The organism is Sedimenticola sp., from assembly GCF_050289425.1.
Lineage (GTDB): Bacteria > Pseudomonadota > Gammaproteobacteria > Chromatiales > Chromatiaceae > Sedimenticola.
Map to the genome: position 1 here is coordinate 114380 of NZ_JBNKFS010000008.1, position 26616 is coordinate 140995.

Here is a 26616-nt window from a genome sequence, read left to right on the forward strand (position 1 = left end):
GCGCTGCTATGGCTGGAGAATCAACCACAATAGCCCGCCCTTACGCAGAAGCGGTATTCAACCGGGCCAAGGAGACTGATACATTGGGTCCTTGGTCAGAAACTCTCGAGTTTCTTGCGGCAGTGGTTGGCGAACCAACCATGGCCGGGGTTATCACCGATCCCAAGTTCGATAGATCCAGTCTGACGGATCTGCTGATCGAAATTGGCGGTGACCGCTTCAACGAAGAGGGCAAGAACCTGGTCAAAGTGCTGATAGAAAATGGTCGACTTACCCTGGCGGGTGATATCGCCAAACTCTACGAGCAGTTGAAAGCGGAAAGCCAACGGATACAGCATGTGCATGTAACCTCGGCTTACGCTCTTGAGCCGACACAGGAAACCCAAATAGCCGATGCGCTGAAAGCCAAACTGGGATACGACATCACTATCACAAGCGAAGAGAATGCCGAGCTGATTGGCGGCGTTCACATTCGTGCCGGTGACATGGTGATCGACGGTTCCGTCAGCGGGCAGCTGCAGCAACTGGCGAACGAATTAGGAATCTAAGCGAGAAGCCATCATGCAACTCAATCCATCCGAGATCAGCGAGCTGATCAAAAACAGGATCGAAAAGTTCGATCTGAAGACTGAAGCCCGCAACGAGGGCACCATCATCAGTCTGACCGACGGTATTGCCCGTATCCACGGTCTCGAAGACGCCATGTCTTACGAGATGCTGGAGTTTCCCGGCAACACTTTCGGTCTGGCACTGAACCTGGAGCGCGACTCTGTCGGTGCGGTAATCCTGGGTGAGTACACCCACCTTTCAGAAGGCGATGCGGTGAAGTGCACCGGACGCGTACTGGAAGTGCCGATTGGTGAAGGCCTGCTGGGTCGTGTGGTTGACTCGCTGGGTAACCCGCTGGACGGCAAAGGCGCCATCGAATACACCGAAACCTCGCCGATCGAGAAAGTGGCGCCGGGTGTTATTGAACGTAAGTCGGTTGACCAGCCGGTACAGACCGGTCTGAAAGCGATCGATGCGATGGTTCCAGTAGGCCGCGGCCAGCGTGAGCTGATCATTGGTGACCGCCAGACCGGTAAGTCGGCGATCGCCATCGATGCCATCATTAACCAGAAGGGCACCGGGGTTAAATGTATCTATGTAGCGGTGGGTCAGAAGAACTCCACCATTGCACAGGTAGTGCGCAAGCTCGAAGAGCACGGCGCCATGGAACACACCATCATCGTGGCTGCACCGGCTGCAGATTCTGCTGCCATGCAGTTCATCGCACCCTACGCCGGCGCGACCATGGGCGAATACTTCCGCGACCGCGGTCAGGACGCCATGATCATTTATGATGATCTGACCAAGCAGGCCTGGGCCTACCGTCAGGTATCGCTGCTGCTGCGTCGTCCGCCCGGCCGTGAGGCGTATCCGGGTGACGTGTTCTACCTGCACTCCCGTCTGTTGGAGCGCTCGGCTCGGGTCAATGCCGAGTTCGTCGAGAAGTTCACCAACGGTGAAGTGAAGGGCAAGACCGGTTCGCTGACCGCTTTCCCGATCATCGAAACCCAGGGTGGTGACGTATCGGCTTTCGTACCGACCAACGTGATCTCCATTACCGACGGTCAGATCTTCCTTGAGGCCGACCTGTTCAACGCCGGTATCCGTCCGGCTATCAACGCCGGTCTGTCGGTATCACGAGTCGGCGGCGCGGCCCAGACCAAGATCATCAAGAAACTGGGTGGTGGTGTCCGTTTGGCTCTGGCCCAGTATCGTGAGCTGGCCGCTTTCTCCCAGTTCGCTTCCGATCTGGATGATGCCACCCGTGCCCAGTTGGAGCGTGGTGAGCGTGTGACCGAGCTGATGAAGCAGCCGCAGTACAGCCCGCTCTCTATCGCACAGATGGCCACCTCACTGTTTGCCGCCAACGAAGGTTACCTGGATGATGTCCCGGCCAACAAAATCGTTGATTTCGAGGCGGCGCTGCACTCGTACATGGGCAGCAACCAGAAGGCACTGAGCGATGAGATCAATGCATCAGCCGATTACAATGACGAAATTGCAAAGTCACTGCATGAGGCCATCAAGGATTTCAAGGCTAACCACACCTGGTAAGCATGACGTCCATAAAGCTGAAAGATAAGGTTTAACCATGGCAGGCGCAAAAGAGATACGCACCAAGATTGCCAGCATCAAAAATACGCAGAAGATCACCTCTGCGATGGAGATGGTGGCAGCTGCCAAGATGCGTAAGGCACAGGACCGGAAAAACGCAACGCGTCCCTATGCGGACAAGATGCGGAATGTCATCGGTCACCTGTACCATGCACATCCTGAGTACACACATACCTTTATGAAGGAGCGTGATGTGAGCCGGGTTGGCTACATCGTGATCTCTTCAGATCGTGGACTCTGCGGCGGTTTGAATAGCAACCTGTTCCGCAAGCTGACCAGAGAGATCAGAAAGCAACAGGAAGGCGGTATTCAGGTTGATTTCTGCACCATCGGCACCAAGGCGCTGGGTTTTTTCAAGCGCTTTGGCGGTAAAGTGCTGGCACAGGCCACGCACTTGGGTGATGCACCACATATCGAGCAGTTGATCGGCACGGTAAAGGTGATGCTCGATGCCTATGAGAATGGTGAGATCGATCGTATCTATGTGGCTTATAACGGATTCGTCAATACCATGACTCAGGATCCGACCATTGAGCAGTTGGTGCCGATTGTCGGTGAATCCGATCAGGAGCTGAAACACCATTGGGACTACATCTATGAGCCGGATTCAAAAGAGGTTCTGGATGGCTTGCTGACCCGCTACATCGAATCCCTGGTTTACCAGGCAGTGGTGGAGAACGGCGCTTGCGAACAGTCTGCACGTATGGTGGCCATGAAGGCGGCGACCGACAACGCAGGCAACCTTATTGATGAGCTACAGCTGGTCTACAACAAGGCGCGCCAGGCAGCCATTACCCAAGAGATCTCCGAGATCGTGGCCGGCGCGGCAGCCGTATAAGCCCTTGTGTAGAACAGGTTAAGTTTTTAAACATTAGAGAGTCGTCGACAGCGACAAGAGGAACCAGAGATGAGTTCGGGTAAAGTGGTGGAAATCATCGGTGCTGTGGTGGACGTACAGTTCCCCATGGGCCATATGCCGAAGGTCTACGATGCGCTGAAGATCGAAGAAGTAGGACTGACCCTTGAAGTGCAGCAGCAGTTGGGAGACGGCATCGCCCGTACCATTGCCATGGGTTCAACCGATGGTCTGAAGCGTGGCGTAGAAGCAACCAATACAGGTGCTCCGATTACCGTTCCGGTAGGTCAGGGTACCCTGGGCCGCATCATGGACGTATTGGGTAATCCGGTGGACGAGGCAGGTCCGGTCAAGACCGAGGAGTTCATGCCGATTCATCGTGTTGCTCCCAAGCTGGAAGATCAATCCACAGCAACCGAAATCCTGGAAACGGGTATTAAGGTTATCGATCTGATCATGCCGATCGTTAAGGGTGGTAAAGTCGGATTGTTCGGGGGCGCCGGCGTCGGCAAGACCGTTACCCTGATGGAACTGATCCGTAACATCGCGGTTGAGCACTCCGGTTTCTCCGTATTCGCCGGCGTGGGTGAGCGTACCCGTGAAGGTAACGACTTCTACCACGAAATGGCTGAAGGCGGCGTACTGGATAAAGTGGCGCTGGTTTACGGTCAGATGAATGAGCCCCCTGGCAACCGTCTGCGTGTAGCGCTGACCGGCCTGACCATCGCGGAAAACTTCCGTGACGAAGGACGTGACGTACTGCTGTTCGTCGATAACATCTACCGTTACACCTTGGCGGGAACCGAGGTATCGGCACTGCTGGGTCGTATGCCTTCCGCGGTGGGTTACCAGCCTACTCTGGCGGCCGAGATGGGTGTCTTGCAGGAGCGTATTACCTCCACCAAAACCGGATCGATCACCTCGTTCCAAGCGGTGTACGTGCCGGCGGACGATTTGACCGACCCCTCCCCCGCTACCACCTTCGCGCATTTGGATGCGACGCTGGTATTGTCACGTCAGATTGCCGAGCTGGGTATCTATCCGGCTGTGGATCCGCTGGATTCCACCTCACGTATTCTTGATCCGCACATTGTGGGTGAAGAGCACTACAGCGTGGCCCGTGGCGTACAGGGTACCCTGCAGCGCTATAAAGAGCTGAAGGATATTATTGCGATTCTGGGTATGGATGAGTTGTCCGAAGAGGATAAGCTGACCGTTGCCCGTGCACGTAAGATGCAGCGTTTCCTGTCCCAGCCGTTTTTCGTCGCTGAGGTGTTCACCGGTAGTCCCGGTAAATACGTCTCGGTTAAAGACACCATCGCCAGCTTCAAGGCGATTCTGGAAGGTGAGTATGATCACCTGCCGGAGCAGGCCTTCTACATGGTCGGCGGTATCGAAGAAGCGGTTGAACGTGGCGCAGGCGACTAATCAAGTCTGGAGAAACTAAATGGCCATGACTATACATGTCGACATCGTCAGCGCAGAGGGTGAAATCCATTCCGGACAGGCGGAAATGGTTTATGCTCCCGGCGAGATGGGTGAACTGGGTATTGCTCCCAGGCACACACCGCTGGTCACGCGCCTGAAGCCGGGCGATGTACGGGTAGACACCGGCAAGGGTGAGATGACACATTTCTATGTGTCCGGCGGTATCCTGGAAATACAGCCCCATGTGGTGACGGTTCTGGCTGATACGGCTATCCGTGCCGCCGATCTTGATGAAGCTGCCGCCATTGAAGCGAAGCGTAAAGCTGAAGAGGCATTGGCAGGTCAGAAGGAAGAGTTTGAATACGCCAAGGCACAGGCTGAACTGGCCGAAGCGGTTGCTCAGCTCAGAGCGATAGAGAAGCTCCGCAAGATCAAGAAGTCTTGATCGCAAGCTGTACTGAAAAGCCCCCGCCTTTACGGCGGGGTTTTTTTTGCAAAGGAGAAATTATCCCAAGTCCCATAGGTGGTGTAAGAGGCTCCAACAACGGGATTATTCATTTCAGAGGGCCTATACTTCATAGCGGATTATGGATATTAAGTTTGCCCATTTCAGCATAAAAAAATCCCATCGCCAGCTGTTGTTGGTGGGGGTTACTTCGTCGCTGATTCTGATTCTATGGTTGACCGGGCACTGGTCCAGGCAGATTGCCCTGGAAAATCTTCAGCAGCAGAATCAACATCAGTTAAGGCTGTTTGTCGCCAACCTGCAGGGCCAATTGGAGAAGTATGAATTTCTGCCGGAACTGCTCGCTACCAACACTCTCTTGATCAACTTCCTGCAGCACCCAAACGATGTAAAAAGCATTACGGCGCTGAATCGTTATCTGGAGACCATCAATAAAGTTGCCAACGCCTCGGATACCTATCTGATGAATGCCGAAGGTTGGACTATCGCCGCATCAAACTGGCTTTCCGAGCGCCCCTTTATAGGCCGCAATTTTGCCTATCGCCCCTATTTTCAGGAAGCCATGAAGGGCAAGTTGGGACGCTATTTTGCCCTTGGTTCGACTTCTAACAAACGTGGCTACTACTTTGCTTACCCGGTGCGGGACAAGCAGGAGATCCTGGGCGCCGTGGTCATGAAAATAGAACTGCTGGGATTTGAAGAGAGTTGGAGCGCCTTCAAAGAGGAGTTTGTGGTGACCGATCCCGACGGTGTCATCTTCATCTCCACCAACGACGAGTGGCGTTACAAGAGTCTATATCCGCTGAATAAGTCGGTTATTGACCGCATCCACAGCAGTCGCCGCTATGGGAACGCCCGCATCGGTACACTCTCGGTGGTTAACAAAGACCGGCTGTCCGAGCAGGCACAGGTGGTCAATATGGGAGACCCGCGCAAGAGTGACCACTTGATGCTGGTGCAGGATATGCCCGAAGCAGGCTGGCAGGTACATACCTTTGCCAGTCTTGGGGTGGTCAATTCACAAGTCCTGAAATCGCTGCTGTTTGCTGCCATTCTCTATATCGCCATCGTTCTGTTGGTTCTCTACGTCTATCAGCGGGGTCGGCGGATTAAGGAGCGGGAGCGTTTCGAGAGGCGGGCCAAGCAGGTGCTGGAACGGCGAGTCAAGGAGCGTACGGCCGACCTTACCGCTGCCAATATCCGTTTGCTGAGAGAGATTGAAGAGCATCGGCGCACCGATGAAACCTTGCGCCAGACTCAGGATGAATTGATCCAGGCGGCCAAGATGGCGGCCTTGGGACAGATGTCGTCCGGCATCAATCATGAATTGAATCAACCGCTGGCGGCTATTCGCTCCTATGCCGACAATGCCCGCGCCCTACTCGCCCGTGATCGGCAGGATGAGGCCAGTTGGAACCTGGAACAGATCGGCGAACTGACCGAGAGAATGGCCAAGATCAGTAGTCAGCTGAAGGTGTTTTCGCGCAAGACATCCGGTCAGATTGTCAGCGTTTCGCTGCAGGCCGTGATCGAAAATGCACTCAAGATTGTCGGCCCTCAGTTGAAGGATACGGAGACCGAACTGCACAGAAAGCTGCCGCAGGAAGAGCTCTATGTCATGTCGGATATGGTGCAACTGGAGCAAGTGTTGGTGAACCTGATCACCAATGCGGTCCACGCTGTGGAATTGCAGGCAGAGCGTTGGATTCAGATCGCCGTCAGCACCAAACAAGGCAAGGCGATTATCGAGATCCTGGATAATGGGCCGGGTATCGATCCGGAAAACCTGGGCCGGATCTTTGACCCCTTCTTTACCACCAAGTCGGAAGAGCGGGGCCTGGGGCTCGGGCTCTCAATCTCATATCGTATCGTGGAGATGATGCATGGGACATTGACCGCCGGTAACCGAGAACAAGGGGGTGCCGTATTTACCCTGCAAATAGATCTGGCTGATCTTAACTAAGTGCAACCCAATCAAGCGCTGGCAGGTGAATGAATGCCTCAGGCAAAATGTTATCCTGGCACGTGGCCGAGTCGATTTAACCGATGATGAATAATTCCGATCCGATTATCTATTTCATAGATGATGAAAAACATATCCGCATGGCCAACCAGCAGACCCTGGAACTGGCCGGGTTCGCGGTACAGAGTTTCAATGGCGCGGAGAAGGTGTTGCCACTGCTGTCGCTGGAGTGGCATGGTGTGGTGGTGTGCGACATCAAGATGCCGGGTATGGATGGCTTGTCTTTTCTTGAAAAGGCGCTACAGATTGACCGGGACATTCCGGTGATCCTGGTGACCGGTCATGGTGATATCAACATGGCCGTGAGTGCCATACAGGATGGCGCTTATGATTTTATTGAGAAACCCTTTGCGGCCGAAAAGCTGATTGAAACGGTCCGTCGGGCGGTGGATAAGCGGGCGCTTACTTTGGAAAATCGCTGTCTGCGTCGGGAGCTGGAAGCGCAGGATTTGCCCGGTCCTCGCATTATCGGCCGGACACCGGCGATGCAGAAGCTGCGTGCCACCATCGCCCAGGTGGCCAACACCAACGCCGATATTATGGTGCTGGGAGAGACCGGTACCGGCAAGGAGTTGATATCACGCTCGCTTCATGAACACTCCAATCGGCGCGATAAAAACTTTGTCGCCATCAACTGCGGGGCGGTGCCGGAAAACCTGATTGAGAGTGAACTGTTCGGCCATGAACCGGGCGCGTTTACCGGTGCCAATGAACGGCGTATCGGCAAATTTGAATACGCCAACGGCGGTACCCTGTTGCTGGATGAGATCGAAAGCATGCCGATGCCGGTGCAGGTGCGTCTACTGCGGGTACTGCAGGAACGGGTGGTGGAACGGCTGGGGTCGAATAACCTGATACCCCTGGATTTGCGTGTGGTGGCCGCCACCAAGATCGATCTGAAAGAGGCGTGCGAAGCGGGAACCTTCCGTCAGGACCTACTCTATCGGCTCAATGTGGTCACCCTGGAGATACCGCCGCTGCGCGATCGCCGGGAAGATATTCCACTGCTGTTCCATCACTTCCTGCTGGTAGCCAATGCGCGCTACCAGATGGAAGCCCCCCTCCCCTCCGGTCATCAGATTCGCACCCTGTTGACCCACAACTGGCCCGGTAATGTTCGAGAACTGAGAAACGTCGCCGAACGTTACACCCTACTGGGCGCCAGTTGTGGTTACGATCTGGAACAGCTGCTGCACGGCACCGATGATGAACAGAGCGAGCATCACGTGACGCTGCCGGAACAGGTGGACTGTTTTGAGAAGAGCATTATCGAACAGGTGTTGATCAGTCATAAAGGGAATATCAAGGCGACCATGTCTGCCCTGGGTGTGCCGAGGAAGACCCTGTACGACAAGATGCGGAAGTACGGTTTGGATAAAAGCAATTTCAAGTAACGGATGGCGCCAATAAAAAAGCGCGGCTGCCGAAACAGACCGCGCTTTGTCGCCTCCTTGCCAACACTTATATTTTCATCTTAACGGTTTCGACTATTTCTTTTTTACCGGGACCACCAACACCGGACGATCGCTGATGTTGATCAATTTGCGTGCGGTGGAGCCCAGCAGGGCCGCTCCGAAGCTTGGCGTGGTATGGGTTCCCACCACGATCAGGTCGGCGTTATGAGCCGCCGCATACTTTTGTATCTCTTCGGCAGGACGACCCGTTACCACGGTTACATCCGACACCAGATCCGAATCTTCCCCGAGCTCATCGGTGTAAAAATCCTCAAGGCGCTTTTCCATCCGCGCAAGAATCTCTTTTAACTCCTCATGCTCAAAATCCTCACTCATGTCTGGAACATAGAGTTCCAGCACCGCCATACCGGTATTACCGATCGGTTCGGCTACGTGCAGCATGATGATCTTGGCTTGATATTGCTGAGCAAGACCGATGGCGTGACGGAATACCGGGCGCATGTTTTTGCCCAGGTCGGTGGCATAAAGAATGGTCTTATAAGTAGGAATGCTCATGGTGTCTATCTCAACGGTTGTGAGGGAAGGCGCAGGGGCCGAAGCCGCCTGCGCGCTGTTTCCGATGCTACTTGGTAATGATCTCCGGTCCCATCATCATGGTGGGCAGCCAGGTAGAGATCCAGGGTACATAGGTAACGATGATCAGGAACAGGAACATAATACCGAGCCAGGGTGCGGCCGCCTTAACTACCCGCATCATGGACATGTGCGAGACACCGGCGGTCACGAACAGGTTAAGGCCTACTGGCGGTGTAATCATGCCGATCTCCATATTCACCACCATGATGATACCCAGATGGATCGGGTCGATACCCAGTTGCATGGCAATGGGGAACACCAATGGCGCGACAATGATCAACAGGCCGGACGGCTCCATAAACTGGCCGCCGATCAGCAACAGCACGTTCACCACGATGAGGAACATGATCGGGCCAAAGCCGGCGGAGAGCATCGCCTCGGTGATCATTTGCGGAATCCGCTCTTCCGTCAGCACATGTTTGAGGATCAATGCGTTAGCGATGATAAACAGCAGCATGATGGTCAGCTTGCCGGCTTCGAACAGGGTGTGCTTGGTATCCTTGTGCCAAAACACCGTGACCAGGGCGGTAAAGAAGTTGCCCTTTGTTTTATCGGTGAGTGGGCCCATGTCCTTATAGATGAAATTGGCGATGAAGAAGGCGTAGATGGCTGCCACGGCCGCCGCTTCCGTCGGTGTGAAGATGCCGCCATAGATACCGCCCAGGATAATGACGATCAGCATCAGACCCCAGCCGGCATCTTTGGCCGAATCCAGCACCTCTCCCCAACCTGCGAAAGGTTGCGAGGGCAAGCCCTTGACCCGGGCGGCGACATAGATACCGATCATCAGCATCACGCCAGCCAGCGTGCCGGGAACAACGCCTGCCAGGAACATGCGACCGACCGATACGTCGGTTGCCGCGGCATACACTACCATCACGATAGAGGGCGGAATCAGAATGCCCAGTGTGCCGGCATTACAGATCACACCGGCGGCGAACTCCTTGGTGTAGCCGGCTTTGACCATGCCGGCGATCACGATACTGCCGATGGCGACAACGGTGGCCGGAGAGGAACCGGACAGGGCGGCGAACATCATACAGGCAAACACCGAGGCCATCGCTAAACCGCCAGGGAACCAGCCGACCACCGAGATGGCGAAGCGGATAATACGTTTTGCTACACCGCCGGTAGACATAAAGCTGGAGGCGAGGATAAAGAAGGGGATCGCCAGCAGCGTATAGTGACCTTCAAAGGCCGAGAACAGGGTTTGCGCCACCGACGCCAGCGATGCGTCGGAGTGGATGAATAGGAAAATGATACTGGAGAGGCCTAACGAAATAGCGATCGGCACGCCGATCAGCATCAAGCCTACTACCATGCCGAAGAGAAACAGAATATCCATGATCAATTCTCTCCCGCGTGGTCGTGGTGATGGGGTTTCTCACTGATGGCCGCTTCGGCCTCGTGGCTGGCGATAATGGTATCTTGCTTACCCTTGATCACCTTCCAACCCACTTCAAGAAAGCGTAAGGTCAACAGGCCCATGCCCAGTGGCAGAGCGGCGTAGGGGATGAAGCGGGGCAGCTTTTCGTATTTTTCCCCATCGTTCAGCCAGGTAGCGAAAAACTGCAGGAAGTCAGGCATGGGCACATCGTTGGTTTCGAGGAAGGCGCGTTTGCTGGCAAACGCATACCAGTAATCCCAGGATCCCACCAGCAACAGAATGGCAAATGCCAGACAGGCGAAGACGGAGAGCAGGGCCATCACCCGGCGTGCCTTGGGCGAAACCATGTTGATCACCACATCCACACCAATATGGAACTGCTTTTTTACGCCATAGGAACAGCCCATCAATACCAGCCAGGCGAATAGAAAAACGGTGGCCTCCAATGCCCAGAGGATATTGTTGTTGAACAGGTAGCGGGCAATGACATTGGCAAAGGTGATTAGGGTCATGAGACCGAGACAGACAGCGATCGCCGTCTCCTCAATCTGATCCATGGCTCTTGCGAACCGGGATGTGGGTAAGGGGTCCATCACAGCCTCCTCGAAGGCACTTAAAACTGGCTTTGGGTCAAAGACAGGCGACCGCATAGAGCGGCCGCCTGATTTCTACCGAGTAGAGACTTACTTCTTGTTGGAAGCTTGGGCCGCTTCGATCAGGTCGGCACCGATATCACCCTCAAACTTCTGCCAGACAGGTTTCATGGCGTCCACCCACTCCTGGCGCTGTTCCGGGGTCAGGGTGCGTACGACACCACCGGCATCGACGACACGCTGCATGCTCTGTTGATTAACCTTAGCAGACTCAGAGTTACGGGTCTCAGTCACTTCCTGCAGGATCTGTGCAAGCTGGCCGCGTACGTCGGCAGGCAGGCTGTCCCACCACTCCGTTGAGGTCACTACCAGGTAATCCAGGATGCCGTGGTTACTGGCGGTTACACCGTCCTGTACTTCAAAGAACTTCTTGCCATAGATATTGGACCAGCTGTTCTCCTGTCCATCGATAACCTTGGTCTGCAGTCCGCCGTATACCTCTTTAAAGGACATCTTCTGCGGGTTGGCGCCGAGCTGCTCGAATTGGGCAACCAGCACATCCGACGCCTGAACGCGGAACTTCAGACCCTTGGCATCGTCCGGGTGAATCAGTGGGCGGTTGGCCGATAACTGCTTCATGCCGTTGTGCCAGTAGGTGAGGCCGAGCAGGCCGCGTTTTTTCATGGAGCCTTTCAGCTTCTCACCGGCGGGAGAGTTCTGGAACCGGTCAACAGCGTTCACATCTTCAAACAGGAACGGCAGATCGAAGATGCGGAACTTCTTGGTGAACTTCTCAAACTTGGAGAGTGACGGTGCGGCCAGTTGCACGTCACCATTCAGCATGGCTTCCAGTACCTTGTTGTCATCATACAAGGTGGAGTTGGGGAACACCTGCATGCAAGCCTTACCGTTCATCTCGGAGTTGACGCGGCTCTCTAAAAGCGCAGCAGCGATACCCTTGGGATGTTTGTCGGTATTGGTCACATGGCTGAACTTTATAACGATTTCGCCGGGATCGCAGTTAGCGAAGGCAGCGGAAGATGAAATGGTAAGTGCTGCGGTTACGGCGAGGCCGATCAGAGCTTTGTGCATTGGATTCCTCCTGGTTAGGATGTCTTTAATAGTCCCTGTCGGGCACAGGTGATTGCCGGACTGGTCCCGTAAGATTAGCAAAGGGGGTGCCAAATACGCCGAAGTACCGGCCAGGACTGATAACCCATTGATCTTTATGGTTATGCGGAGCCTGGCCGGCAATATGCCCTAAATTGGAATGGGTGGAAATCCACCCATTTGGGGTGGGATGATGGCCGGCTATCCGCCGAAAAGCACCCTGGGATCAGCGCTAAACGACTGGGCTGTCGGTGTGCAGTCCGCCAAGGCGCAAACTACGACCGGGATTTAGTCAGGGGTGCGCTTCGGATGATATACTCACGTGCCTCCCCGCGGGAGGCTCTATTCATTTAAGCGGAGCAGTATGTTATGTCCAGCGAAGTCATCAAACCCGGAAAATTTGTCTCTCTCACTTACCACATCACCGATATGGACGGGAATGTGTTGGAGCAGAACGATATCCCGGTCAGCTATGTCCATGGCGGTGAAACCGAACTGATCGGCAGCATGGATAAAGTGATTGCTGGAAAGAGCGTGGGCGACGAGGTGGAGATGATTGTTCCGCCGGAAGACGGCTTTGGCGAGCATGACCCGGAGCTGACCTTTACCGACGATATCGACAATGTGCCGCCCCAGTTCCGCCAGCTCGGCGCCGAGGTGCAGATGCAGAACCAGGACGGCGAGACCCGCAATTTCTACGTCAGTAAGATCGAAGGCGATAAACTGACCGTGGACGGTAATCACCCACTGGCCGGCAAGACTTTGAAAGTCATGGTAAAGATTGTCGAAGTGCGTGACGCTACAGTGGAAGACATGTCCCCTGCCGGGGGCAGTTGTTCGATAAACTAAGCTGCCTGATTTAATCAGTACAGCATTAACTGGCAACCGACCGGCCGCGTACCGGGACTATCTTACGAGGGAAAAAGATGAAGCTAGGTGTTGTGATCCTTGCAGCAGGACAAGGTACAAGGATGAAATCCACGCTGCCCAAGGTGTTGCACACCCTAGCCGGTCGGCCGCTCGTGGCACACGTCATCGATACCGCCAAGGCGCTGGGGGCCGATAAGGTCGCCGTGGTTTACGGTCATGGCGGGGATCGTGTCCAACAGGCTATCGCCGATCCGGAGCTGATCTGGGCCGAGCAGGCGGAACAGTTGGGCACCGGTCATGCCGTCGAGCAAGCGATGTTCGCCATGGCCGAAATGGACCGGGTATTGGTGCTTTACGGCGACGTCCCCCTCACTACCCAGGCGACCCTTCGCAGTTTGATTCATCAGGCGGAAGGGACCGAGCTGGCGCTGCTCACCGTCACACTTGATGACCCCAGCGGCTATGGCCGCATCGTACGGGTCGAGGGTCATGTCACCCGAATCGTGGAGCAGAAGGATGCCTCGGAAATCGAGCAGCGCATCCAGGAAATCAATACAGGCATTCTGATTGCCGACCGCGCAAAGCTGGCGGGTTGGCTCAGCCGCTTGGAGAGCAACAATGCCCAGGGTGAATTCTACCTGACCGATATCGTCGCCATGGCGGTGGATGAAGGGGTCGAAGTGATGACGGCACACCCGGCCGATACCTTCGAAGTGGAAGGCGTGAATGACCGGGTGCAGTTGGCGGTGCTGGAACGGCGTCATCAACAGGTACAGGCCGAGCAACTGATGCGTGACGGCGTCACCCTGCGCGATCCGGCCCGTTTCGATCTGCGCGGAAGGTTGCAGAGTGGACAGGATGTGGAGCTGGATGTGAATGTACTGATCGAGGGAGACGTCACCCTCGGCAACGGCGTGCGGGTCGGCGCCAACACGGTGATCCGCAACAGCCGGATCGCCGACGGTGTCTGGATCAAGGAGAACTGCGTCATCGAAGACGCGGCAATCGGGGCGGACTCCATCATCGGCCCCTTCGCCCGCCTACGTCCCGCCACCACCCTGGCGGAACGGGTCCATGTGGGTAACTTTGTCGAAATCAAAAAGAGTGACGTGGCTGAAGGCAGCAAGATCAACCACCTCAGCTATATTGGCGACACCACCATCGGCAAATCGGTCAACATCGGCGCCGGTACCATCACCTGCAACTACGACGGGGTGAACAAATTCCGCACCGTGATCGGTGACAACGCCTTCATCGGCTCCGATACTCAGCTGGTGGCGCCGGTTGAAGTGGGTGCCGGCTCCACCATCGGTGCAGGCTCCACCATTACCCGGGATACCCCGGCGGACACCCTGACTTTGAGCCGCTCCAAGCAGGTTAGTCTCGCCGGTTGGAAGCGCCCGGAAAAACAGAGCGACTGATCACCGGATCGGACACTAAACCTTGATCGAAGAGTCCCTTCTACCGTCAAGCGGCACCGAGGTCCCGCAGGGAGAAGGCCAGGATGAGGGGATTAATACCAGGTAGGGTGGGCACGTTGTTTGTGCCCACGCTGATGCCACCCACTGGATGACAGCATAGGCAGTCCTATCCTATGTGTTAAGGGTGATCGAAGCGTCCCTTCTCCCCCAGGGAGAAGGCCAGGATGAGGGGATATACAGCTCATGGCGATAGCCATAAAGAACCTCTTTCTGCACGGATTCATGAACAGGCGGTGAGCTGACACAACCTCCTCACCAGAAAGAAAAGGAAAACCGAATATGTGTGGCATTGTGGGTGCCGTGGCCCGGCGAAATATCACTCCCATCCTGATCGAAGGCCTGCGTCGGCTGGAGTATCGCGGTTACGACTCCGCCGGTATCGCCATCCGTGACAGCGCCGGACACATCCAACGTATCCGCTCGGTGGGCAAGGTCGCCTCGCTGCAGCAGCGTATGGATGAACATCCCATCGAAGGTGAGTTGGGCATCGCCCATACCCGCTGGGCCACCCACGGCATGCCGGCCGAGCGCAACGCCCATCCCCACATGAGCGGCGAGCAGGTGGCGGTGGTGCATAACGGCATCATCGAAAACCATGCCGAACTGCGTGAAGAGTTGAAAGCCAAGGGCTACCAGTTCTCGTCCGAGACCGACACAGAGGTGATCGCCCACCTGTTGGCCGACGCCTTAAAAGCCGGGAACGATCTGTGCGACGCGTTCAAATCCGTCGTTACCCGCTTAGTGGGTGCTTACTCCCTGGCGGTCGCCAGTCCCGATGATCCGGATCGGATTGTGGTAGCACGGGCCGGCTCGCCGTTGGTAGTGGGACTGGGAGAGGGCGAAAACTTTGTCGCCTCCGATGTGTTCGCGCTACTCACCGAGACCCAACGCTTCATCTTCCTGGAAGAGGGTGACATGGCCGACGTGCGCCGCGAAGGGGTGCAGGTGTTCGACAGTGAAGGCAATCCGGTCGAGCGTCCGGTGGTCAACTCCAAGCTGAATCCGACCGCATCGGACAAAGGCCCCTATCGTCACTACATGCTGAAAGAGATCTTCGAGCAGCCGACGGTGGTGGCTGAAACCCTGGAAGGGCGTATCCACAAGGGCCGTCTGCTGGAAGAGAGCTTCGGCTACGAAACCAAGGCGCTGTTGGATAAAACCAAACGGATACAGATCATCGCCTGTGGTACCTCTTACCATGCCGGTATGGTGGCGCGTTACTGGTTTGAAGAGATCGGCATCCCCTGTAACGTGGAGGTGGCCAGCGAGTACCGCTACCGTCACTCGGTCGTCTCACCGGATACCCTGTTCGTCACCATCTCCCAGTCGGGCGAGACCGCCGACACCCTGGCCGCGTTGCGCGGTAGCCGGGAACAGGGCTATCTCGGCAGCCTGGTGATCTGCAACGTGCCGGAGAGTTCCCTGGTGCGGGAATCCGACGTGGCGCTCATGACCCGCGCCGGTCCTGAGATCGGTGTCGCCTCCACCAAGGCGTTTACCACCCAACTGGTGGCGTTGCGTCTGCTGGTGTTGGCGCTGGCCCGTCGCATGGGGATTGATGAAGCACAGCTCACCGAATGGGTGGAAGAGCTGCACGCCTTGCCCCGGCAGATGGAAGTGGTGCTGCAACTCAACGATGCCATCGAGGAGATGGCCGCCGGCTTTGCCGAGCGCAGCAACGCCCTGTTCCTGGGGCGCGGTCCGTTCTACCCCATCGCCATGGAGGGGGCGCTGAAACTGAAAGAGATCTCCTACATACACGCCGAGGCGTACCCGGCCGGTGAACTGAAGCATGGCCCGCTGGCGTTGGTGGATGCCGAGATGCCGGTAATCTGTGCCCTGCCCGACGACCCACTACTGGAGAAAGTGCTCTCCAACCTGCAGGAGGTGCGTGCCCGTGGCGGTGAACTGTTCCTGTTCAGTGACAAACGGGTCAAGATCGAGCTGGACAACTACCAGAGTCTGACCCTGGACGACATCTGCCCCACCACCGCGCCCATCGTCTACACCGTGCCGCTGCAACTGCTCTCTTACCACGTCGCCTTGCTTAAGGGCACCGATGTGGATCAGCCGCGTAACCTGGCCAAGTCGGTGACGGTGGAGTAGATTCAGGAGATTGCGCTATACGACGGCACGGCGTAGCGCCCGTTTTTCTAATAACCCGGCCACAATCTTAAAGTGTTGTACTTTATTCCCTCTCCCTCAGGGAGAGGGTTTGGGTGAGGGGGTGTAAGTAAACTCAACCTCTTGTTTTTGGTCCTCTCATTACGTCATCCATGGCATCCATCCCTGTGACTCATACTTCTGGTGCCAGAAGTATGAAAACTGACTGTCTTGCCTATCGCTATCATCTGAGCTAACGGGATTCAGCTATAACTATCAGAGTTGGGTTGGTAGCGTTGCTTTATAGCAACAGCCGGGGAACCCAACCGCTACTTTGCATTTTGTGGGTTTATGGTTTGATGATTCATCGAATTCTCCGCATAGTGCTGTCTTCGAATTGTGGTACATTATTTCCAGTCAATAAACGACTAAATGCAAGGGCATCGGATAGTGTTCATGCACATAATGTCGCTCCATTCCCCATCGTAGCGGTATAACGGCCGACACCATGGTAATTTAATACAAATTGTATTAACCTATCAGGTGAATAATTTATATGGAAATAGTGTTCACCAGCAAGACGCTGAGTAAGCAGTTCAACGAAGCCCGGGTCATGCAGAAGACCTTTGGTGCGGAGCGATCAAAGCGCATTCGATTGGTTATGACTTCTCTACGAGCGGCACCCAATCTGGGAGTGTTCGCTCCGCCCTACAGTCCGCCGCATAGGTGCCATGCGTTGACTGGAAACCGACAAGGCATGTTGAGTTTGGACCTGGATGGTCCGTACCGCCTAATCATCAAGCCAAATATAGACCCACCACCACAGCGCCTGGAAGGGGGCCTGGATTGGTTTAAAGTAACCGCCATTGAAATCACCGGCGTAGAGAACACCCATGGATAATCAAGCAATCAACCAGTACACACCGGATTACACGGTCACCCCCGGCGAGGTGCTTGAGTACGAACTCGAAATGCGCCACATGAGCAAATCCGAGCTGGCCAAGCGTACCGGTCTGACAGAAAAGCATCTGAATACCATATTTAAAGGTAAGGGTACGGTCAGTATCACCCCTGAAACCGCCATCAAACTGGAGCGTGCCTTGGGCATGCCGGCGGAATACTGGTTAAATCTGGAAGCCAACTACCAGGAGACCCGCGCCCGGCTAGCCGAAGCGAAACTGCTGGAGAAGGATCTGGATTGGCTAAAGCGTATTCCCATTGCCGCAATGACTAAACTTGGTTGGCTGGAGAAGCACAGGGATAAAAAGCAGCAGCTTGATGCGTTATTGCGATTCTTCGGCATTGCCAGTGTGGAGCAGTGGGACGAACTCTGGCCTAAGGTCGCGGTAGCTTATCGCCAACACAATAAACAGGAAGTATTCCCGGAAGCGGTTTCGGCCTGGCTGAGACAAGGCGAGATAGAAGCCGTCTCCCTCGCTTGTGCCCCGTTCAGGAAGTCCAAATTCCGGGAGGTATTGGATGAGATCAGAAAACTGACGGCGGTGATCGATCCAACGGATTTTGTACCAGAGCTCCAACGCTTGGCCGCGCAGGCGGGCGTGGCCGTGGTGCTGACACCTGCCCTGCCCAAGACCGGGGTTAGCGGGGCCACCCGTTGGCTCAATCCGGATAAGGCGATCATTCAACTAAGCCTGCGCTACAAAACCAATGACCATCTCTGGTTCACCTTTTTTCATGAAGCCGGCCATATTCTCCTGCATGGAAAAAAGGAGCTCTTTATCGAGGGCAACAACGGCATGGATGCTGAAAAGGAGGAGCAGGCCAACACCTTTGCGGCGCATGAGCTGATTCCAAAAAAGGACTTCACCGCATTTGTCTGCCAGGGGGACTTCAGCAAGGCCAGTATTCAACATTTCGCCAAAGCGGTGGGGATTGCACCCGGAATCGTGGTCGGTCAATTGCAGCATCAGGGGTTGTTGCCAATGTCACACTGCAATGACCTGAAGGTACGTTACCAGTGGAGAAAAGATTGAGTAAGATTGGTAGGGTGCGGCTTGGGAATCAATCGATACTGACTCCATTGATCCCGGCACTCTCAAGGACATCGCCTATGCGTGCTTTGAAAGCGGCACGGCTCAAGGGGAGGAAGACTCCATACTCCCGCAGCAAGCCACGGGTTTGGTTGATGAGAGCGGTCCGAACTCTCACAAGCCGCCCCCTGATACGATGGATGGCCTGTATATCCTGTTGTTCAATTGTTTTTGTGGACACAAAGCGCATGTTGGGGCGGGTAACTGCTTCGCAGATGGCTTCGGCATCATTTTGATCATTTTTATTTGTTTTTACATAAGGCTTTAAATACTGTGGACTTATTTGGCGGACTTCATGGCCGAGGGATTGAAGTTGACGCGCCCAATAGCTGGAGCTACTACAGGCTTCAATACCAATGGTGCAGCTTGGAAGAGTTGCACAAAAAGGCATCAATTTTTTACGGCTCAGTCGCTTTTGGAGGACGGTATGGCCATGCTTGTCGACAGCATGTATCTGAAATACATCCTTGGCGAGATCGATTCCGACAGTCTGAATTTTCATAGTGGACCCTCCAGTCAGTTATCGAGAATATGCCCCTCCAATAGTGGAGAAATAGCACTTCACTTTGAAGCGGGCAGGGTCCATTCCATTTGTTAGGGCAATGTAAATGGAAAGCATAGAGAAAGCCCAAGAAGTAATTCTAAAGGAAATCACTTCCGATAACTCGGATGTGCGTTCCGAGTATCTTGAGATGTTTGGGAAAGAAATCGAATCATTCTCAAATTCAATGGCGCAAGCGTACATCAAGTGGAAAGAGTTTGATAATGAAATAAATGGAGATGAGCGACGCGCTATGGTATCAGCTGTCGTGTATTCAGCGATTTCACTCAATATCGCCTCTCTAAGCGTATTTCTTTCTGGTCATACAGTGGCTTCAGGTAATCTTATGCGTCAGGTCTGTGAATCTATAGCGTTGGCATTGTTATGTTCTGGTAAAACACTCAATGTATTGGATAGGTATAGGGACGACAAATATTCGACAACGGTGGCTGTTCGGGACGTGATTCGACACGCAAAGGCTTTATCACTACATGGCGATGCTCTTGAAGTTCTAAAGAATTCACAAGAGTTTTATCACAAATACAGCCATGTCACGAACATGACTATTGCTATAGGTATGTCATTCTCTCAAAAAGGGGCACTCTATGTTGGAGCGTCATTTGACGAGGGGAAAATTGATATATACAAAAAAGAGGTGGCTGGTCGCGTATCACTAGCAGGGGTATTCACTAATTTCGTAGAAGGGGTCTCTTCAAATGTATCGAAGTGGTAAATGCCCTAACAAAAGCGGTAGAGTCGGACAGGCCTCCGCGACGTTCAGGCTGCAGCAAAACTCCAGTTTACAGCATCACTGTTATTGGCTTAAAAAACGGACTAAAAAATGCGTCTCTACGTGAAATTGATAGCTATCCACGATGATTATTTTCGTTTTGTTCACGCAGGAGCGCATCACAATATTATTAAACGGGCCGCTGGAGTTTTGCTGCAGACTCGTTATGTGTAAAAAATCAGCTTCATAGATTCGAGGCCATTGATGCAGGGAAAATGCCTATTTTGTTGCCACGAGAAATTTGAACTTGTTGGAGAAAACGTTCTTAGCTATGCCATACGAGACAAGTGTCCGGTAACTGAATTACATACGTTAATTTTAAGCAAAAAACATTATGAAACGGTCTTTGATCTGCCTCAGTTTGAATTAATAAGTATTTTTGAATTAGCCAAGATATGTCGAGATAAAATCATAGAGAAAGATGATACTGTAAAGGGATTTAATTTTGGATCAAATTCTGGAGTAGTAGCTGGCCAAAAAGTAAAACATGTGCATTTTCATCTAATACCAAGGCGTGCAGGTGATATTGCGCCACCACCAGCGAGGCAATAATGTGAAAATACATACCAAAGCCAAGCAGAGCGTCCCATTTTCCGTTCTGCCTTTGACTCCACTCCAAATGGTCGCCTGTTGGCGACGATAAGCATATTGGTGAAAATTATGAGCCTTACAGGCGAGTGTTTTTGTGGCGAAGTGAAGTACAAAATAGAAGGCAGCTTGCGCGATGCACGGTCATGTCATTGTTCACGTTGCCGGAAAGCATTTAGCTCACAAGCCTCGGCCTATGCATTGGTCGATCCTTCTGAGTTTAAGTGGGTGCGCGGGGAAGAACTTCTAACAACATTTTCTAGCCAGCACGGTTTTGGATTGCAATTTTGTTCTCAATGCGGTTCGACGCTCTGTGGTTTATACAACGACGAAATTCATGGTGTAACTTTAGGCTGCTTGAATGAAGACCCTCGGATAGAAATTGGCAGGCACATATTTGTGGGATCGAAAGCAAGCTGGGAAGTAATGCCTGAAGGTGTCACGCAGTATCAGGAGCATGCACCAGAAGACACGTAGCAAAGCGATAAATATATTTCCCACAATTCTCTTGAGGTTCGCAAGCTCACGCCTCTTTGGCGGCGATAAGTATCACAAACAATAGAGTCGGAAATGAGTATAACCCGAATTAACGAGTTTCAAGCAACGGAAGGAAAGACTGAGGCGTTATTCAGTTTCCTCAAGTCACTCATGTCGTACATTTCATCCTCAACCGGGTGTGAGTCTTGTGAGGTACTACAAAGTAGCGATAATGAAAGCTTGTTTGTGGTGATTGAAAAATGGGATTCAGAGAATGCTCACAAAGAGTCATTGGAAAATTATCCTAAAGAAAAAATGGCCGCCGCGATGCCCCTTATTGGAGCTCCGCCCAAAGGTGGTTTCTATCACGCTTAACAGCTCAGTGTATTCGGATGCTGCAATGCTGCAGCGCTATCTGAGGCGATAACCGTCATCAACCTTAATCCCATGACTGCGTCAATCATTGCTCTTTTAGTCATCGTTGCAATTATTTTTGTGGCAACCCTATGGCGCCTTGCTTCCCGTCGTCAAAGTCTTCCCTGCCCGGTTTGGTTGCGCTGGCTTGTAGAGCTGGATAACCCTTTCACGAAGACAAACCGTGCTGCGTTCATTGTCGAAACGCTCGCACTCCGCGATGGTATGGCGGTCTTAGATGCCGGTTGTGGGCCGGGACGCCTGACAGTCCCTTTAGCCCGAAGCGTAGCGCCGACCGGTCACGTGGTTGCGCTTGATCTCCAACCGGGGATGCTTGCCCGAGCCAAGACCAAGACGGAGGCAGCCAGTTGCACAAATGTAGAGTTTATTGCCGCTGCCCTGGGTGACAGCAACCTTCCCGCCAATCACTTTGATCGTGCGGTGCTTGTTACCGTCCTCGGGGAAATTCCCGATCGTGCCGCGGCTTTTGCGGAATTGTTCTATGCCCTTAAGCCCGGAGGCATTCTTGCGGTTGTGGAAGTTATCTTCGATCCACACTTCCAGTCCCGTAAAACCGTTACCGGGCTCGCAGTCTCAACGGGCTTCCGCGAGCGGGCATTCTTTGGACACCGTTTGGCGTACGTCATGCATTTCGAAAAACCGAATGGCGACTAATCCACCACTTTACTGGACCTGTTGCGATAAACCGCATCGGGACAACAAATTCAAACCACAGACAGCCTGTGGTCATATCAATCGCACGGTATATTAATCACAGACTTGTCGACCATGTCTGTCTTGGACTAGCAATATACCTACTACACTCAGGAGGTATTATTCATAAATCCGGCAATAATTTGTCAATAAAGGACCAAAGGTCTTGGCCTTCACTATCAAGGAGAGGTGACATGTCCGGCATAAAAAATAAAATTATTATTTTGAGCGACATCCATATTGGTACCAATGAGCCTACCAACTGGTATCAATCTTCCATTCACCAGCCTTACTTGGTTGCCGCGTTGGATTATGTCATCGCCAACAGTGCCGGGATTTCCGAGCTGGTTTTGCTGGGCGATCTGGTGGACTTTTGGACCTATCTACCCGATCAAACGCCACCCGATTTTTATAACGACCTTCCATCGGTAAAAACAATTGTTGGGGCAAATCCTGGCATTTTCGGTTTCAATAAGCCGGCCAGTATGGGCCCACTCGCTAAAGCGTCTGTGATGGTGGATAAATGCGTATTTATTCCAGGCAATCACGACATGACGATGACGCAAGATATGTTGAACAAGATATTTGGCGCCAAAATCACTTTGGAAAAAGCAGGCTTCTATTCACCCATGGGTGATAAACATATCGTCTGTACGCATGGCCATGATTTTTCCATGATGTGCGCCCCGGACTTTGAAAAGGCGAATGCCCTATCTCCCTTGCCTATCGGTTATTACGCGACCCGTGCTGGGGCTTATTATGCCAATCAACAACTCAAGAAGAGCGGTAAAAAGAATGTTGCGGAGTTACCGAATACCGGCGAGCCTTCCGGCGTCAATTTTACCGATGCAGATTATGCCGATATTGTTGCCTACGCGGCTACTCACTCTGTCGGTGCCGGTATTGCCGATGCTATCTACAAAGTGACGGGGTTTGGCTGGGACAGTACGATCACGCTGCCACATGTGGCGGGACACAGCTGGCCAAAGATTACCACCCTGGATAAGGCCGGCTCCAATTTTTCCGATCTGTTTGACACATGGAAAAATAAAACATCGCCAAATGGGGAAAAGCTGGGTTACACGGGAGCCTGGAAGGCGCTGAAAGACCCCGATGTTGACAACAATTTGGCACCGTATGCTAAAGAGATTGCCCAAAGCTCCCTGTCAAAAATCGTTGTAATGGGCCACACCCATGTACCGCTGGATGGGAAATCGGCACTCCAGGAGTTGAAGACAGAGTCCGGTTCCAACTTTATTTACGCCAACTCGGGGTTTAACTGCCCATCTGTGCCGGACATGAATAATACGGCAAATCCGAAGCACCCTACCTTTATCGAAATTGAGGTACTTAAGAGCGGCTATGCCGTAAGTGTAAGGAAGATCGTGCATACAAATGGCGTTTATAAAGTGGCGGATAAACCGTTGATGGGGCCGGTAACGATCTCCGCATAATAGCAATATGTGGCAGATCTGTTCATCGCGGTAGGGAGGTGATTGCGTCACCTAAAATATCTACCTACAAAGGGTTACTCGATCTCCCTCCATATTGGGTGATCAGGATACTTTTCTGATTACCCCAGCTGAAACGGGGTGGTTGATGTTTTACCGAGATACGGATTATTGTTGGGCACCAGACAGCACAAACGACTGTGAGGGAAGGAGTGATGCAGCAGGGTAATCCATCTCGGGTATCGGGTATCACGGTTCGGGATGCGGCAGAAGCTGATATCCCGGTAATTGAACAGATCTACGCCCGTGAGGTACTGCACGGCTTGGCCACCTTTGAAGAGATTCCGCCCACCGTGGCTGAATTGCGGTCGCGGTGGGAAGATGTTCTAAACCTTGGTTTCCCCTACTTGGTTGCAGAACTGGATAATCGGGTTGTCGGTTACTGCTATGCGACGACCTATCGGCCCCGCCCCGCCTATCGCAATACTATTGAAGACTCGGTTTATGTAGCGGATGGAATGCAGGGTCGGGGCGTCGGTATGGCGCTGCTTGCCGCACTGATCTCCCGTTGCGAGACCGGCCCCTGGCGTCAGATGGTGGCGGTTATCGGCGACAGCGGCAACACCGGTTCCATCGCCTTGCACCGGCGACTTGGATTCCGCCATGTGGGTACGCTGGAAGCGGTGGGATTTAAGCTCGGTCGGTGGGTTGATACTGTGCTGATGCAGCGGGCGCTGGGGGTCGGTAGCGGCATGCTGCAAGATCGTGTTGGTGGTGCGATTGCCGATGATGCTTGATCGCAGAACCGGTCTGTTGGTGGATACGGAGAAAACCTGCTTCCCCACTAGAGATTGGCCGCTATCTATGCTGTTATCCTGCCAGCAAGTATCAACTCGGCAATCATTGATTTCGGTTGTGCGTTGCAATTGTACCCCTCACCCTCACCCTAACCCTCTCCCGAGGGGAGAGGGGATATAATGCGACCTTTTTGGTTTTCGGGCCGTCAACATTAGGATCTGGACAATGAACTGGACCGACATCGCTTCCGCCGCCGTTACCCTGTTCCTGATCATGGATCCATTGGGAAATGTGCCGGTATTCAATGCGGTACTCGCTAAGCTGGACCGGCGCCGCCGTACCCTGGTCGTCGCCCGGGAACTGTTTATTGCCCTGTTTATCTTGCTGGGTTTTTTGTTGGCCGGAAATGCCATTCTGGGATTTCTGGGGTTGACCCAACCTTCACTCAGCATCGCGGGCGGTATTCTGCTGTTCATTATTTCGCTGCGGATGATTTTCCCCGGCAAAGCGGCGGACGATGAGGTGGTACATGATGACCCCTTTATTGTACCGCTGGCGGTACCGCTGATTGCCGGTCCCTCAACCATCGCCGTGCTGTTGCTGCTGAGTTCCAATCAACCGGACCGTATTGTGGAATGGAGTTTGGCGTTGCTCATTGCCTGGATTGGGGTAACTATCCTATTGGTGATGTCACCACTCTTACTGGCCGTTATCGGTACACGGGGGGCACGCGCCTTGGAGCGGCTTATGGGAATGATCCTGGTGATACTGGCGACTCAAATGCTGTTGAATGGGATCCGGAATTTCGTACAAAGCCTGTAGTCGTTCCAGCATGTCGCCCAATCAGTTCAGTGACCATGAAAAAATCGAGCTAGAGCACCAGGCGGCCAAGCTGTTCATGCGTTGGTATGAGCATGATACGGGCAGAAAGATCCGCCATATCTGGCACAATCAGCCAAGCAAGCCAGACGTCTCCTGCAAGCTGGAGGGTGAGCGGCTGGATCTTGAGATCGCCCACCTTTACGGTACCGAGCAGGAAGCGATGCGGATCCTGGGTCGCAACTTGAGTAGCGAGACGCGGGGAGAGTTACGCCGGCTGGAACGGGAGAGCGATCCCCATCAGCGTCTGCTCAAGGCGCTGAATCGTATTCTGAACAACAAGGCTACCAAGCGTTACAAGACGCGGAGGGTCTGGTTGGTGATCCGCAATGCCCATCCAGCCTGGACCGCCCGCGAGATTGAAACGCTGCAGCACCGTATCGATGTTCCCGGTAACCATGTCTTCGAGCAGATCTGGATCGTGGGAGATTTTGCCGGTAAGAGTGGCATCGTTCAGTTGTATCCCTAACCGTGTAGCCGCATAGGGTCTCGGCCAGGCAGAGATCTTTGGCCTATCTGCGGCTAAGCTGGAAGTGTCGGCTTCTCAATCGTGCACGTCATTCACAGGAGGGACCCATGCGCTACGAACTGTTCTATTGGCCTTCGATTCAGGGACGCGGTGAGTTTATCCGTTTGGCCCTGGAGGAAGCCGGGGCTCCGTACCGTGACGTAGCCCGGGAGCGTGGCCGCGGAAAAGGCATCGCGGCGATGCAGCGTTTGATGCGGGGAGTAGAATCGGCACGGCCACCCTTCGCCCCACCCTTCCTGCGCGCCGGCCGCCTGGTGATCGCCCAGACCGCCAATATCCTGCAATACCTGGGTCCGAAGCTGGAGTTGGCACCTAAGTCGGAAACCAGTCGGCTATGGGTGCATCAACTGCAGTTGACGGTGGAAGATCTGGTCGTGGATGTACACGATACCCACCATCCGGTGGCCAGCTCGCTCTACTATGAAGATCAGAAACGGGAAGCAAAACGCCGTGCCCGTTTTTTTACCGAAGCGCGTGCGCCGGAGTTGCTGGGTTATTTCGAGCAGGTGTTGCAACAGAATAGTGGTGGTCGCCGTTACATCGTAGGTCGGCGCCTTAGCTATGTGGACCTGTCACTGTTTCAAGTGATGGCCGGTCTGCGTTACGCCTTTCCAAATATGATGGCGCGACTGGAACCGACCCTGCCTGGCCTGGTGGCACTGCATGATCGGGTGGCGCGTCGACCGAATATCCTCGCCTACCTAAATTCAACACGCCGCCTGCCGTTTAACGAGGACGGGATCTTCCGCCGTTACCCGGAGTTGGATCGGAAGTAATTTGGGACGTTTCAAAAAAGTAACGGAAATATCGGTTACCTTACCCGAACCGCTCTCCAATCGGCGCAGACGTAGGG

General features: G+C 53.7%; 27 protein-coding genes. 22 read left to right on the top strand and 5 right to left on the bottom strand.

From position 1 onward, the window contains the following. Positions 1-8 precede the first annotated feature (8 nt). The 7 genes from ACQY5R_RS07705 to ACQY5R_RS07735 all read left to right on the top strand — a co-directional run bounded on the left by ACQY5R_RS07705 (position 9) and on the right by ACQY5R_RS07735 (position 8330). The gene (locus ACQY5R_RS07705) at positions 9-548 is read left to right on the top strand and encodes a F0F1 ATP synthase subunit delta (RefSeq protein WP_428606565.1); all 540 of its coding nucleotides are present in this window, start codon (positions 9-11) and stop codon (positions 546-548) included. Positions 549-561: 13 nt separating this feature from the next. Continuing rightward, on the top strand, positions 562-2103 hold the full coding sequence (gene atpA / locus ACQY5R_RS07710) for a F0F1 ATP synthase subunit alpha (RefSeq protein WP_428606568.1): 1542 nt from the start codon (positions 562-564) through the stop codon (positions 2101-2103). Between the two features lie 37 nt (positions 2104-2140). Further along, entirely contained in the window at positions 2141-3001 is an 861-nt protein-coding gene (gene atpG, locus ACQY5R_RS07715) for a F0F1 ATP synthase subunit gamma (RefSeq protein ID WP_428606571.1), read from the top strand. 69 nt (positions 3002-3070) lie between these two features. Next, positions 3071-4447: a F0F1 ATP synthase subunit beta gene (gene atpD / locus ACQY5R_RS07720; RefSeq protein WP_428606574.1), complete on the top strand. Its 1377-nt coding sequence runs from the start codon at positions 3071-3073 to the stop codon at positions 4445-4447. Positions 4448-4466: 19 nt separating this feature from the next. Beyond that, positions 4467-4892, top strand: a complete 426-nt coding sequence (locus tag ACQY5R_RS07725) for a F0F1 ATP synthase subunit epsilon (protein ID WP_428606577.1) — start codon at positions 4467-4469, stop codon at positions 4890-4892. A gap of 142 nt (positions 4893-5034) precedes the next feature. After that, positions 5035-6876 (top strand): sensor histidine kinase, encoded by a 1842-nt coding sequence (locus ACQY5R_RS07730; RefSeq protein WP_428606580.1) that lies wholly within the window; start codon positions 5035-5037, stop codon positions 6874-6876. An 83-nt stretch (positions 6877-6959) separates the two neighbouring features. Next, on the top strand, positions 6960-8330 hold the full coding sequence (locus ACQY5R_RS07735) for a sigma-54-dependent transcriptional regulator (protein ID WP_428606583.1): 1371 nt from the start codon (positions 6960-6962) through the stop codon (positions 8328-8330). A gap of 93 nt (positions 8331-8423) precedes the next feature. Here ACQY5R_RS07735 and ACQY5R_RS07740 read toward each other — a convergent pair whose 3' ends face one another. The 4 genes from ACQY5R_RS07740 to ACQY5R_RS07755 form a co-directional block, all read right to left on the bottom strand. Then, positions 8424-8906, bottom strand: a complete 483-nt coding sequence (locus ACQY5R_RS07740; protein ID WP_428606585.1) for a universal stress protein — start codon at positions 8904-8906, stop codon at positions 8424-8426. A gap of 67 nt (positions 8907-8973) precedes the next feature. Beyond that, positions 8974-10332: a TRAP transporter large permease gene (locus ACQY5R_RS07745; protein ID WP_428606587.1), complete on the bottom strand. Its 1359-nt coding sequence runs from the start codon at positions 10330-10332 to the stop codon at positions 8974-8976. 2 nt (positions 10333-10334) lie between these two features. Beyond that, positions 10335-10931 carry a TRAP transporter small permease gene (locus tag ACQY5R_RS07750; RefSeq protein WP_428606589.1) on the bottom strand — a complete coding sequence of 199 codons (597 nt, stop codon included), beginning with the start codon at positions 10929-10931 and terminating at the stop codon, positions 10335-10337. Between the two features lie 126 nt (positions 10932-11057). Beyond that, on the bottom strand, positions 11058-12059 hold the full coding sequence (locus tag ACQY5R_RS07755) for a TRAP transporter substrate-binding protein (RefSeq protein ID WP_428606592.1): 1002 nt from the start codon (positions 12057-12059) through the stop codon (positions 11058-11060). A 387-nt stretch (positions 12060-12446) separates the two neighbouring features. On the opposite strand from ACQY5R_RS07755, the gene ACQY5R_RS07760 reads away from it, so the two are divergent. From ACQY5R_RS07760 to ACQY5R_RS07780, 5 genes are all read left to right on the top strand, one after another. Continuing rightward, complete coding sequence (locus ACQY5R_RS07760) at positions 12447-12926, top strand: FKBP-type peptidyl-prolyl cis-trans isomerase (RefSeq protein ID WP_428606595.1); 480 nt, start codon at positions 12447-12449, stop codon at positions 12924-12926. 77 nt (positions 12927-13003) lie between these two features. Continuing rightward, on the top strand, positions 13004-14368 hold the full coding sequence (glmU, locus tag ACQY5R_RS07765; RefSeq protein WP_428606598.1) for a bifunctional UDP-N-acetylglucosamine diphosphorylase/glucosamine-1-phosphate N-acetyltransferase GlmU: 1365 nt from the start codon (positions 13004-13006) through the stop codon (positions 14366-14368). Positions 14369-14707: 339 nt separating this feature from the next. Further along, a complete protein-coding gene (gene glmS, locus ACQY5R_RS07770; RefSeq protein ID WP_428606600.1) occupies positions 14708-16534 on the top strand; it encodes a glutamine--fructose-6-phosphate transaminase (isomerizing) in 1827 nt (608 codons plus the stop codon). Positions 16535-17087: 553 nt separating this feature from the next. After that, on the top strand, positions 17088-17432 hold the full coding sequence (locus ACQY5R_RS07775) for a killer suppression protein (RefSeq protein ID WP_428606603.1): 345 nt from the start codon (positions 17088-17090) through the stop codon (positions 17430-17432). Further along, a complete protein-coding gene (locus ACQY5R_RS07780) occupies positions 17425-18525 on the top strand; it encodes a HigA family addiction module antitoxin (RefSeq protein ID WP_428606606.1) in 1101 nt (366 codons plus the stop codon). The genes ACQY5R_RS07775 and ACQY5R_RS07780 overlap by 8 nt, the downstream gene beginning before the upstream one ends. Before the next feature lie 28 nt (positions 18526-18553). On the opposite strand, the gene ACQY5R_RS07785 is transcribed toward ACQY5R_RS07780, so the two are convergent. Beyond that, a complete protein-coding gene (locus ACQY5R_RS07785; protein ID WP_428606608.1) occupies positions 18554-19084 on the bottom strand; it encodes an IS110 family transposase in 531 nt (176 codons plus the stop codon). Positions 19085-19190: 106 nt separating this feature from the next. Here ACQY5R_RS07785 and ACQY5R_RS07790 point away from each other — a divergent pair, with 106 nt between their 5' ends. The 10 genes from ACQY5R_RS07790 to ACQY5R_RS07835 all read left to right on the top strand — a co-directional run bounded on the left by ACQY5R_RS07790 (position 19191) and on the right by ACQY5R_RS07835 (position 26539). Next, entirely contained in the window at positions 19191-19856 is a 666-nt protein-coding gene (locus tag ACQY5R_RS07790) for a hypothetical protein (RefSeq protein ID WP_428606610.1), read from the top strand. A gap of 261 nt (positions 19857-20117) precedes the next feature. Beyond that, on the top strand, positions 20118-20465 hold the full coding sequence (locus ACQY5R_RS07795) for an HIT family protein (RefSeq protein ID WP_428606613.1): 348 nt from the start codon (positions 20118-20120) through the stop codon (positions 20463-20465). A 108-nt stretch (positions 20466-20573) separates the two neighbouring features. Continuing rightward, complete coding sequence (locus ACQY5R_RS07800) at positions 20574-20978, top strand: GFA family protein (RefSeq protein WP_428606616.1); 405 nt, start codon at positions 20574-20576, stop codon at positions 20976-20978. A 93-nt stretch (positions 20979-21071) separates the two neighbouring features. Further along, positions 21072-21353, top strand: coding sequence for a putative quinol monooxygenase (locus ACQY5R_RS07805; RefSeq protein WP_428606618.1), 282 nt, complete (start codon positions 21072-21074; stop codon positions 21351-21353). Positions 21354-21425: 72 nt separating this feature from the next. Beyond that, positions 21426-22067, top strand: coding sequence for a class I SAM-dependent methyltransferase (locus tag ACQY5R_RS07810; protein WP_428606620.1), 642 nt, complete (start codon positions 21426-21428; stop codon positions 22065-22067). 233 nt (positions 22068-22300) lie between these two features. Next, positions 22301-23560, top strand: coding sequence for a metallophosphoesterase (locus ACQY5R_RS07815; RefSeq protein WP_428606623.1), 1260 nt, complete (start codon positions 22301-22303; stop codon positions 23558-23560). 212 nt (positions 23561-23772) lie between these two features. Beyond that, entirely contained in the window at positions 23773-24354 is a 582-nt protein-coding gene (locus ACQY5R_RS07820) for an N-acetyltransferase family protein (RefSeq protein ID WP_428606626.1), read from the top strand. A gap of 226 nt (positions 24355-24580) precedes the next feature. Further along, positions 24581-25177 (top strand): YhgN family NAAT transporter, encoded by a 597-nt coding sequence (locus ACQY5R_RS07825; protein ID WP_428606628.1) that lies wholly within the window; start codon positions 24581-24583, stop codon positions 25175-25177. A 10-nt stretch (positions 25178-25187) separates the two neighbouring features. Continuing rightward, positions 25188-25703 (top strand): hypothetical protein, encoded by a 516-nt coding sequence (locus ACQY5R_RS07830; protein ID WP_428606630.1) that lies wholly within the window; start codon positions 25188-25190, stop codon positions 25701-25703. Positions 25704-25810: 107 nt separating this feature from the next. After that, complete coding sequence (locus ACQY5R_RS07835; RefSeq protein WP_428606633.1) at positions 25811-26539, top strand: glutathione S-transferase; 729 nt, start codon at positions 25811-25813, stop codon at positions 26537-26539. Positions 26540-26616: the final 77 nt, after the last annotated feature.